We start from the raw sequence: 10,221 nt of genomic DNA on the forward strand, positions 1-10,221 counted from the left end.
GGGAGTGGCTCGCGGCAGGAAAAGTGGGGGAGAGTCTATCAGGCGATAGGCTTCAAATGTGGGAGGGGGCTTGCCCCCGATGGCGGTGTAACAGTCAGATTACCTGTCACTGAACCACCGCCATCGGGGGCAAGCCCCCACCTACATTGGCATTGCATTCCAGATCATGAAACCGTGCTGTGTTCCGCCCGCTGCTGACGCTGTGCCACCCAAAACTCCACCAGCTCACGCAGCTGCGACAATTCTACCGGCTTGGCCATATGCCCATCCATCCCTGCCTGGCGTGCGCGTTCTTTGTGTTCCGAGAGGATATGCGCCGTGAGCGCCACTACTGGTGTGCGAATGCGCTGGTGGCTGACTTCCCACGCACGCAGCTGCTGGGTGGCCGAGAAGCCATCGAGGACCGGCATTTCACAGTCCATCAACACCAGGTCGTAGCGCTGGGCCTTCATCGCCTCCAGCGCTTCTTCGCCGTTGCTGGCGGTGTCCGGGTTGAGGTTGAGTTTGCCGAGCATGCCGCGAATTACTTTGGTTGAAATGCTGTTGTCTTCGGCCACCAGGATCTTGAAATCGCTCGGTACGATCACCGCAGCCGGGGCGTTCAACACTGGGCGAGGCTGCACGCCGCCTTTGCTGCGTTGAGTCAGTTCATCGGCCAGGGTGGTCTTGAGCGTGTAGCCGGCGACCGGCTTGGCGAGGATGCGTTTGATCCCACAGTTGCGCGCGATGACCTTGCTTGGCGCGTTGCTGATGCCGGTGAGCATAATCAACAGAATGTCGTGATTCAGGCTCGGGTCTTCCTTGATCTTCGCCGCCAGTTGCATGCCGGTCATGCCGGGCATGTTCTGGTCCAGCAGCACCACGTCGAAGTAATCACGCAGGTGCGCCTTGGTGCGCAGCAATGCCAGGGCTTCCTTGCCCGATGGCACCGCGCTGACGTTCAGGCCCCAGGCCGTGCACTGCTGCACCAGCACTTTGCGGCAGGTGTCGTTGTCGTCCACCACCAACACGCGCGCGCCCTTGAGCGGGCCATCGAGGTCGGAGGTAGGGTGTTCCAGGCGTTCCGGGTCCAGCGGCAGGGTCAGCCACAACGTGCTGCCTTGATGGCTGCCACTCTTGATGCCGAACTCGCCGTTCATCAGCATGATCAGTTGGCGTGCGATCACCAGGCCCAAGTGGCCGCTCAGGCGAGTGGCCGAGAGGAAGTTCTTGCTGTGCAGTTCGCTGTGCAGCAGCGCGTCGCGCTCGGCGGCCTCCATCGGCAGGCCGCTGTCCTGCACGGCAATGCGCAGGCGTGGCTTGGTGCTGCGGTCGTCCAGGGCAACGACGATCAGCACTTCGCCTTCATCGGTCTTGTGCAGGGCGTTTTCCAGCAGGCTCAGCAGCGCCTGGCGCAGGCGTGTGGGGTCACCGCTGATGACGCGCGGCACTTGGGGCTGGATAAAGCTGATCAACTCGACATTCTGCTGCTCGGCCTTGGCGCGGAAGATGCTCAGGCAGTCATCAATCAGGGCATTGAGATCGAACTGCACGTCATCCAACTCGATCTGGCCGGATTCGAGCTTGGAGATATCGAGGATTTCGTTGATCAGTGTGAGCAACTCGTTGCCGGCGCTGTGGATGGTCTGCACGTAGTCGCGCTGCTTCACCGACAACGGCGTGCCCAGCAGCAACTCGGTCATGCCCAGCACGCCGTTCATGGGGGTACGGATTTCGTGGCTGATCTTGGCCAGGAACTCGGCCTTGGCGGCAATCTCGGCGTTGCTGGCGGCCAGGTCGCGACTGAGGCTGAAGCGAGCCTCAACAATCGCGCGCTGGCGCTCGCCCATGGCCAGGCTCATCAACAGACCGCTGAGGCAGATGAACGCCAGCAGCGTGATGATCAACCCCTGGGGCGACACCATCGTCAGACCCAGCAACGCGGGGAGGATAATCAGCGTGCCGATGTTGAACACCACCATGCCGGCTACGAACAAGCGTGCCGGGCGGTAGCCTTTCTGCCAGTGATATGACGAGACAAACAGCATGCTCAGGCCCGCCAGCGCCACCAGCGCGTAGGTCATGATGTTCAGCGGCAGGGTGTTGACGAACAACAGCAGCAGGCCACACAGCACGATAAACAGGATATCGGCCATCAACAATTTGTTCAGCGGGTGTGGACCCAGGGGCATGAAGAAACGATAGGCGAACATCAGCCCGCACGGTGCGGTCAGCAGCAGAGCCAGGTAGGCGCCAGGGGTCTGAATCCCGTGCCAATTCGGCAGCCATGGGCCCACCAGGTTGAGCAGCAGCGCCAGGCTGAGCATCAACAACAGTTCGGATGCTGCCAGCCATAGACTGCTGCGCGAGCGGTGGTAAGCGAAGCGTGTGAGGTTGTGCAGGATCAGCATCAACAGACAGCCGAACAGCAGGCCGTAGATCAGCGTCTGGGTCTGGTCGGCGGCGACCAGCACGGCCGGTTCCAGGGTGATATAGGGGCGAAGTTCGTGTTCCGACACCAGACGCAGGTAGACCTCAAGAGGTTTCTGGCTCTGGGGCATCGGTAGCATGAAGTCGCTGCTGGGTAACGGGCGTTCCGACTGGGGCTGGCGGGTGCCGGTGCTTTGTTGCTCGACCAGTGTGTCGCCGTCCAGCACGTAGAGGCTCAGGTGCGACAGGTCCGGAGCGAATATCCGCAGCACTTGTTCGTGCTTGCCGGGTTGCAGCTTGAACCGCACCCACAACGCACCGTCCGGCTGCGCAGCAGTAACGCGGTCCAGTTCGATGGGGCTGAATTGATTGGTGTAGCGGGGCGAACGGATGTCGCTCAGTTGCAGGTCGGCCTGTTCATCAAGCAATACTGCCCAGCCACTGCCTTGCGCGGCGGCCTGGGCCGGGAGCAAGCAGAGCAGCGTCAGCAGACTGACAGTGAAACCTATGGCGATCCTGAGCCAGCGCACGGCGAAATCCCTTCGTAGGTTGATGCACGGTTAACTATGCGCGGGGCAGCCTTATACGGCAAGGGCCTTGGGCCCTTGCCTAACCGAACGGATAGCTAGTGTTACTGGGTTTCGCCACGCTCGCGGGCAATGGCGCGGTAGCCGATGTCCGTGCGATAGAAGCAACCTTTCCAGTCGATCTTCTTGGCCAGTGCATAAGCCTGTTGCTGCGCAGCGTCGACACTGGCACCCATTGCCGTGGCGCACAGTACACGGCCACCGGCGGTCACTACCTTGCCATCCTTGAGCGCGGTGCCCGCATGGAACACCTTGCCTTCCAGCACAGCGGCAGCGTCGAGGCCTTCAATCACATCGCCCTTGGCGTAGTCGGCAGGGTAACCGCCGGCCGCCAGCACAATGCCAACGCTCGGGCGTGGATCCCATTGTGCTTCAACCTTGTCCAGGGCTTGAGCCAGGGCGGCTTCCACCAGCAGCACCAGGCTCGATTGCAGGCGCAGCATCACCGGTTGGGTTTCCGGATCGCCGAAGCGGCAGTTGAACTCGATGACTTTCGGGTTACCTGCCTTGTCGATCATCAGACCGGCGTAGAGGAAACCGGTGTAGACATTGCCTTCATCGGCCATGCCACGCACGGTCGGCCAGATCACCAGGTCCATAACGCGTTGATGCACTTCGCTGGTGACCACCGGGGCAGGGGAGTAGGCGCCCATGCCGCCGGTGTTCGGACCGCTGTCGCCGTCGCCGACGCGCTTGTGATCCTGGCTGGTGGCCATCGGCAGTACGTTCTTGCCATCGACCATCACGATAAAGCTGGCTTCTTCGCCGTCGAGGAATTCCTCGATGACAACGCGCGAACCGGCGTCACCAAAGGCATTGCCGGCGAGCATGTCGCGCACGGCGTCTTCGGCTTCCTGCAGGGTCATGGCGACAATCACGCCTTTACCGGCGGCCAGGCCATCGGCCTTGATCACGATTGGCGCACCTTTTTCACGCAGGTAAGCCAGGGCCGGCTCGATCTCGGTGAAGTTCTGGTAGTCGGCGGTCGGGATTTTGTGGCGTGCCAGGAAATCCTTGGTGAAAGCCTTGGAACCTTCCAACTGGGCAGCGCCAGCGGTAGGGCCGAAGCAGTCCAGGCCACGGCTGCGGAACAGGTCCACAACACCCGCCACCAATGGCACTTCCGGACCGACGATGGTCAGGGAGACGTTTTTCTCGGCGAAGTCGGCCAGTTGCTCAAGGGCCAGCACGTCGATGGCGACGTTTTCGCACTTGGCTTCAATGGCGGTACCGGCGTTGCCGGGTGCTACGAAAACTTTCTGGACACGTGGGTCCTGGGCAACTTTCCAGGCCAGGGCGTGTTCACGGCCACCGCTGCCAATGATCAAAACATTCATTTCAAAAACCTCTGTGAAACGCTGTGCTTTCTGTAGGAGCGAGGGTGACGCTTAGTTCTTGCTCGCGAAGATCGTCAACGATAACGGGGGGCATCTGACTCCCCGTGGCGTTCTCGGGCTTTTCGCGAGCAAGAACTAGGCGTCCCGCTCGCTCCTACAGTAGGAAAGCAGTGGTGTTTAGTGACGGAAGTGGCGCATGCCGGTGAAGACCATGGCGATGCCAGCTTCATCAGCAGCGGCGATAACCTCTGCGTCGCGCATCGAGCCGCCCGGTTGGATAACGGCGGTTACGCCGGCCTTGGCTGCATTGTCCAAGCCGTCACGGAACGGGAAGAACGCATCGGATGCCATCACCGAACCTACAACCTGCAAACCAGCGTGCTCAGCCTTGATCGCGGCGATACGCGCCGAGTTCACGCGGCTCATCTGGCCAGCGCCGACACCGATGGTCTGACGGTTCTTGGCGTAGACGATGGCGTTGGATTTAACGTATTTGGCGACTTTCCAGGCGAAGATCAGGTCGTTGATCTCTTGCTCGGTAGGGGCGCGCTTGGTCACCACTTTCAGGTCTTCGCTGCCGATCATGCCGATGTCGCGGCTCTGTACCAGCAAGCCGCCATTGACGCGCTTGTAGTCCCAGGCTGCGGCGCGGTCAGCCGACCACTCACCGCAGGCCAACAGACGCACGTTAGCTTTGGCAGCCACAATGGCGCGGGCTTCTTCGCTGACGGAAGGGGCGATGATGACTTCAACGAACTGACGCTCGACGATGGCCTTGGCGGTCTCGGCGTCCAGCTCACGGTTGAAGGCAATGATGCCGCCGAACGCCGACTCGGTGTCGGTGGCGTAGGCCAGTTCGTACGCCTGGCGGATGCCGCCTTCCGCGTCCGGGCTCACGGCCACGCCACATGGGTTGGCGTGCTTGACGATCACGCAGGCCGGCTTGACGAAGCTCTTGACGCATTCCAGCGCGGCGTCGGTGTCGGCCACGTTGTTGTAGGACAGTTCTTTGCCTTGCAGTTGGGTCGCAGTGGCGATACCCACCTCGGCAGGTTTGGCTTCCACGTAGAACGCCGCGCTCTGGTGCGGGTTCTCGCCGTAGCGCATTTCCTGGGCCTTGATGAACTGGCTGTTGAAGGTGCGCGGGAACTGGCTGCGGCCTTCTGTGCTCAAGGTCTCGGCGGCCTGGTTCACGGTGCCCATGTAGTTGGCGATCATGCCGTCGTAGGCGGCGGTGTGTTCGAACGCCTTGAGCATCAGGTCGAAGCGCTGGGCGTAGGTCAGGCCGCCGGCTTTCAGGCTTTCCAGTACTTGGGCGTAGTCACCGGCGTTCACCACGATGGCCACGTCTTTGTGGTTCTTGGCTGCCGAACGAACCATGGTCGGGCCGCCGATATCGATGTTCTCGATGGCGGTCGGCAGGTCGCAGCCTGGCTTGTTGATGGTGGCTTCGAACGGGTAGAGGTTAACCGCTACCAGGTCAATCGGCTTGATGCCGTGCTCGGTCATGATGGCGTCGTCGATGCCGCGACGGCCGAGGATGCCGCCGTGGATTTTCGGATGCAGGGTCTTGACCCGACCGTCCATCATTTCTGCGAAACCGGTGTAGTCCGCGACTTCTACTGCGGCCACGCCGTTGTCCTGCAGCAGTTTGAAGGTCCCGCCTGTGGAGAGGATTTCCACGCCCAGGGCTTCCAGCTCCCGGGCAAATTCGAGGATCCCGGTCTTGTCGGAGACACTGATCAAGGCGCGGCGGATCGGCAGGCGGGTAGTCTGGTCGGTCATTTCAATTTCCATCAAAAGCAAAGGAGTCAGCAAAAAAGGCGACCGGTTTTACGCGGGCGCCTTTCTGGTTGGATTGAATGCTTACAGCAAATCGTATTGTTTGAGCTTTTTACGCAGGGTGCCACGGTTGAGGCCCAGCAGCTCACTGGCTTTGGTCTGGTTGCCCTTGACGTAGTTCATCACGCATTCGAGCAAGGGCGCCTCGACTTCGGAGAGCACCAGGTTGTACACGTCCGTGACGGAAGCGCCCTCAAGGTGGGCGAAATAATTATGCAGCGCCTTCTCGACACTCCCGCGAAGGGTCTGGCCTTCTTCGCTCGGCGTGTTGAGGTGCTGTTTCAAATTGACGTTGTCGCTCACGGGTGTTGTTCCACTCACTAAAGTCTCGGTCATCATCGTCATGCGGCCACCCCTTCTCCGTCCCCTGCTCTCAGGCTCTTGTCTCGCTCGGCAAAAAACTCACGAACGGCGGTGACCTGTGCTTGCGTTTCATCCAAACGATTGAACCCGGCGCGAAACTCCCTGGCGCCCGGCAGGGTTGCGAGATACCAACCCACATGCTTGCGAGCAATGCGCACGCCCATCACGTCTCCATAGAAGGTGTGAAGTGCAGCCAGATGCTCAAGCAGAATACGTTCCACCTCGACCAACTCCGGCGCAGGCAAGACTTCACCGGTACGCAGAAAATGTTCGATCTCACGAAAAATCCATGGACGCCCCTGGGCGGCCCGGCCAATCAACAAACCATCGGCACCGGTGGCGTGCAGCACGCGCCGGGCTTTTTCGGCTGAGTCGATGTCGCCATTGGCAAACACGGGCATCGACACTGCCTGCTTGATTGCGGCGATGGTGTCGTACTCGGCTTCACCGGTGTATAGATCGGCGCGTGTGCGGCCATGCACTGCCAGCGCTGTAATGCCTGCCTGTTCGGCGATCTTCGCCACCGTCAGGCCGTTTTTGTTGTCCCGGTCCCAGCCGGTACGAATCTTCAGGGTTACCGGCACATCCACTGCGGCGACAACGGCCTGCAGGATCTCGGCAACCAACTGCTCATCTTTCAATAGTGCGGAACCGGCGGCCTTGTTGCAGACCTTCTTGGCCGGGCAGCCCATGTTGATGTCGATAATCTGTGCGCCCAACTCCACATTGGCTCGGGCCGCATCCGCCAGCATCTGCGCATCACCGCCGGCGATCTGTACCGAGCGGGGCTCGGGATCACCTTCGTGGATCATGCGCATCCGCGATTTGCGGGTGTTCCACAAGCTCATGTCGCTGGTGACCATTTCCGAGACTACAAGACCCGCGCCCAAACGCTTGCACAGCTGACGAAAGGGCTGGTCGGTGACGCCCGCCATTGGGGCGAGGATCAAGCCGTTCTGCAATGTATATGGGCCGATGCGTACCGCCGACATAGGACTTCCCTGTTGTGGGGCCGGATCATTAGAGTTCGAAAAAGGGTTGGCATGATACCCGCTCTCGATGACTGGATAAAGGCTGGATTGGATAAAATCTGAACAGTTATTTCTTTATCGCCACCGGTTTGGATGCGCGGCGCCGAGTCAATAATCCACCGTCAAGCTTCGGCGCATGGGTCGCCTCACTCGGGCGAGTGGAAGCTCAGGCTGTAATTCACGGCTTTGTTGCCCGGATCAAGGATGTCCAAGGAGATATGGATCGGGGTCTGAGATGGCATTTCGCTAACACCGGCCAACTCGCCGCTGAGGTATTCGGCGGGTTTGAAGCGACGACTGGCAATCAGGCTGCCATTGAGGTCGGCAAAACGCAGCTCCAGCAGCGGAAAGGGCTGGGAGAACGTCGCGCGGTTATAGATGATCGCATCCACCACCAGCGCTCCCGCGAATTCCGGGTGGCTGCGCACCACCAGGTTGCTGCTCTTAATATGGGCGATATCGACCCGTGACGGCACCGTGCAGCCCAGTGTGGGGCACAGTTGCTGGAACCATGGGCGGTAAGCGTCCTGGCGGGCCAGGTCGTCGAATTGGTAGGCAATGTACTGGCCTGCCAGACCGGCCGCGGCGATCAGCACCAGCAGCATCCAGATCAGGCGGCGGCCCAAGCCCTGCGGGCGTTTTTGCGCGTACAGGTGCAGCGGATCGTCTTCGAGGTCCTGAAGCAGGTCGTCGTGAACGCCGGCCTCGGGGCGTGGGCGTTTGCGGCGAAACTGGGGGCGCTCTTCGGGTTCCGGTTCGTCCGCTGACTGGGTGAGCGGGGTGAACGGTGGGTCGATGTCGTCATCATCGGGCGAAGCGCGCAACGGCGTTTCGTCGTCGATAGTGTCGATGTGATGCGACATGGACGGTTCGGTGCGCTGCTTGGTTGCTGGGACTTTGGTCGATTCCGGCTCGTCTTCCGAGACGTTGGTGCGCTCTTCTGGCGGCTCGCTGAACAGGCTGGCGGCCCATTTTTCTTCTTCGGCCTTGACGGTCTCACGGCTGGCGCTGAGGGCGTCTTCTTTCTGCCTGCGCTCGGCACCCGGTTGGCGACGCTCCGCGCCCACGGGCAGCGTGTGCTGAATCTCGCGGCGCTCCAGCTTGGCCAGTTCTTCGTCCAGGTCCAGATTGTCGAGGTCCAGCTCTTCGGCGGTCCATTGCTTTTGGCTGATGGCGCGCGGTGCCTCAGGGGGCAGCGCGATCACCGGTTGTTCAGGCTCCGGCGCATGGGCGCGCTGCTCCAGCAACTGGCGAGCCGCGTTGAACACTTGCAGGCACGAGCCGCAGCGCACAACGCCACGGGCCACGCTCAATTGAGCGTGGTTGACGCGAAAGCGTGTTTGGCAATGCGGGCACTGGGTGACGAAACTGTCGGTCATGCGGCCATCCGATTCAGGCAAGCGCTCATTCTAGCGCCGACGCCCGCTGATGCGTACCCAGCCATCGCGGTTAGCGATCGGATCCAGCTCGAAATCCTGGGCATAGGCGGCAGCGACATCTTCGCCTTGCTCGGCAAGGATGCCCGACAGCGCCAGACGCCCACCCGGCTTAACCAGGCTCGACAGTTGCGGTGCCAGGGAAACCAGCGGCCCGGCGAGGATATTCGCCACCAGCACATCGGCCTGCACCTGGGGCAGGTCTTCAGGCAGGTAGAGCGGGAATTTGCCTTCAGGAATGTTGTTGCGCCCGGCGTTATCGCGGGAGGCTTCCAGGGCCTGCACGTCGATATCGGTGCCCACGGCTTCCTTGGCGCCCAGCAGCAGGGCGGCAATCGCCAGGATCCCCGAGCCGCAGCCGAAGTCCAGCACGTTGCTGTCCGTCAGGTCCTGGCCGTCGAGCCATTCCAGGCACAGTGCGGTGGTGGGGTGGGTGCCGGTGCCGAACGCTAGACCGGGGTCGAGCAGCAGGTTGACTGCGTCAGGCTCTGGGGCGGCATGCCAGCTCGGCACGATCCACAGACGCTGACCGAAACGCATCGGCTGGAAGTTATCCATCCAGCTGCGCTCCCAGTCCTGGTCTTCGATCACTTCGCTGTGATGCTCAGGCAGCGGGCCGCCGGTGAGCAGTTCCATATGGGCCAGCACGGCGGCGGCATCGGTGCCGTCTTCGAACAGGGCCAGCAGGTGAGTGTGGGACCACAGCGGGGTGGTGTTGAGTTCCGGTTCGAAGATCGGTTGGTCTTCTGCGTCCATGAAGGTCACCGAGACGGCGCCCACTTCGAGGAAAGCGTCTTCGTAGGTTTCGGCTTGTTCTGGGCTGATGGCGAGACGGACTTGCAGCCAAGGCATGGCGGGCACCTTTGAAAAAATGAGTGTGCGACGAGCGAGGTCGCGAAAGCGCGCAAGTTTACGCGAGCGAACAGCATAAGACGACATTACTGAGTGAATGCGGACCAAATGTGGGAGGGGGCTTGCTCCCGATTGCAGTCTGCCAGCCTCAGTATCTGTAACTGATCCACCGCTATCGGGAGCAAGCCCCCTCCCACATTTGGAATGTGTGCATCCTGGAAAACAGGTGTGCAGAAACAACAAAACCGCCCGAAGGCGGTTTTGTTGGGTGGAGCACTTACTGGTTGGCCAGTTTGTGTTCCAGGTAGTGAATGTTCACACCACCTTCGCAGAAGCCTTCATCACGAACCAGGTCCCGATGGGT

7 protein-coding genes are annotated in these 10,221 nt (G+C 61.0%); all 7 read right to left on the bottom strand.

Translation table 11 applies throughout. The annotated features are described in order from the left end of the window. Positions 1-164 precede the first annotated feature (164 nt). The 7 genes from BW43_RS04265 to prmA all read right to left on the bottom strand — a co-directional run bounded on the left by BW43_RS04265 (position 165) and on the right by prmA (position 9,857). Positions 165-2,939 carry a hybrid sensor histidine kinase/response regulator gene (locus BW43_RS04265; RefSeq protein WP_032890617.1) on the bottom strand — a complete coding sequence of 925 codons (2,775 nt, stop codon included), beginning with the start codon at positions 2,937-2,939 and terminating at the stop codon, positions 165-167. 101 nt (positions 2,940-3,040) lie between these two features. Continuing rightward, positions 3,041-4,333: a phosphoribosylamine--glycine ligase gene (gene purD / locus BW43_RS04260; RefSeq protein ID WP_032890619.1), complete on the bottom strand. Its 1,293-nt coding sequence runs from the start codon at positions 4,331-4,333 to the stop codon at positions 3,041-3,043. A gap of 177 nt (positions 4,334-4,510) precedes the next feature. After that, positions 4,511-6,118 carry a bifunctional phosphoribosylaminoimidazolecarboxamide formyltransferase/IMP cyclohydrolase gene (gene purH, locus BW43_RS04255; RefSeq protein ID WP_032890621.1) on the bottom strand — a complete coding sequence of 536 codons (1,608 nt, stop codon included), beginning with the start codon at positions 6,116-6,118 and terminating at the stop codon, positions 4,511-4,513. 81 nt (positions 6,119-6,199) lie between these two features. Then, on the bottom strand, positions 6,200-6,520 hold the full coding sequence (fis, locus tag BW43_RS04250) for a DNA-binding transcriptional regulator Fis (RefSeq protein ID WP_032890623.1): 321 nt from the start codon (positions 6,518-6,520) through the stop codon (positions 6,200-6,202). Continuing rightward, on the bottom strand, positions 6,517-7,530 hold the full coding sequence (gene dusB / locus BW43_RS04245) for a tRNA dihydrouridine synthase DusB (protein ID WP_017527884.1): 1,014 nt from the start codon (positions 7,528-7,530) through the stop codon (positions 6,517-6,519). Before dusB ends, fis begins: the two co-directional genes overlap by 4 nt. A gap of 185 nt (positions 7,531-7,715) precedes the next feature. After that, positions 7,716-8,948, bottom strand: coding sequence for a DUF3426 domain-containing protein (locus BW43_RS04240; protein ID WP_032890625.1), 1,233 nt, complete (start codon positions 8,946-8,948; stop codon positions 7,716-7,718). 30 nt (positions 8,949-8,978) lie between these two features. Beyond that, on the bottom strand, positions 8,979-9,857 hold the full coding sequence (prmA, locus tag BW43_RS04235) for a 50S ribosomal protein L11 methyltransferase (RefSeq protein WP_032890627.1): 879 nt from the start codon (positions 9,855-9,857) through the stop codon (positions 8,979-8,981). Positions 9,858-10,221 lie beyond the last annotated feature (364 nt).

Origin of the sequence: Pseudomonas sp. RIT357 (genome assembly GCF_000632245.1) — a bacterium.
GTDB classification, from domain to species: domain Bacteria; phylum Pseudomonadota; class Gammaproteobacteria; order Pseudomonadales; family Pseudomonadaceae; genus Aquipseudomonas; species Aquipseudomonas sivasensis.

What these genes read in the sequence shown, in the direction of transcription:
- purD (WP_032890619.1), bottom strand. Translation starts at nt 4,333, where the DNA reads ATGAATGTTTTGATCATTGGCAGCGGTGGCCGTGAACACGCCCTGGCC.
- purH (WP_032890621.1), bottom strand. Translation starts at nt 6,118, where the DNA reads ATGACCGACCAGACTACCCGCCTGCCGATCCGCCGCGCCTTGATCAGT.
- fis (WP_032890623.1), bottom strand. Translation starts at nt 6,520, where the DNA reads ATGACGATGATGACCGAGACTTTAGTGAGTGGAACAACACCCGTGAGC.
- dusB (WP_017527884.1), bottom strand. Translation starts at nt 7,530, where the DNA reads ATGTCGGCGGTACGCATCGGCCCATATACATTGCAGAACGGCTTGATC.
- BW43_RS04240 (WP_032890625.1), bottom strand. Translation starts at nt 8,948, where the DNA reads ATGACCGACAGTTTCGTCACCCAGTGCCCGCATTGCCAAACACGCTTT.
- prmA (WP_032890627.1), bottom strand. Translation starts at nt 9,857, where the DNA reads ATGCCTTGGCTGCAAGTCCGTCTCGCCATCAGCCCAGAACAAGCCGAA.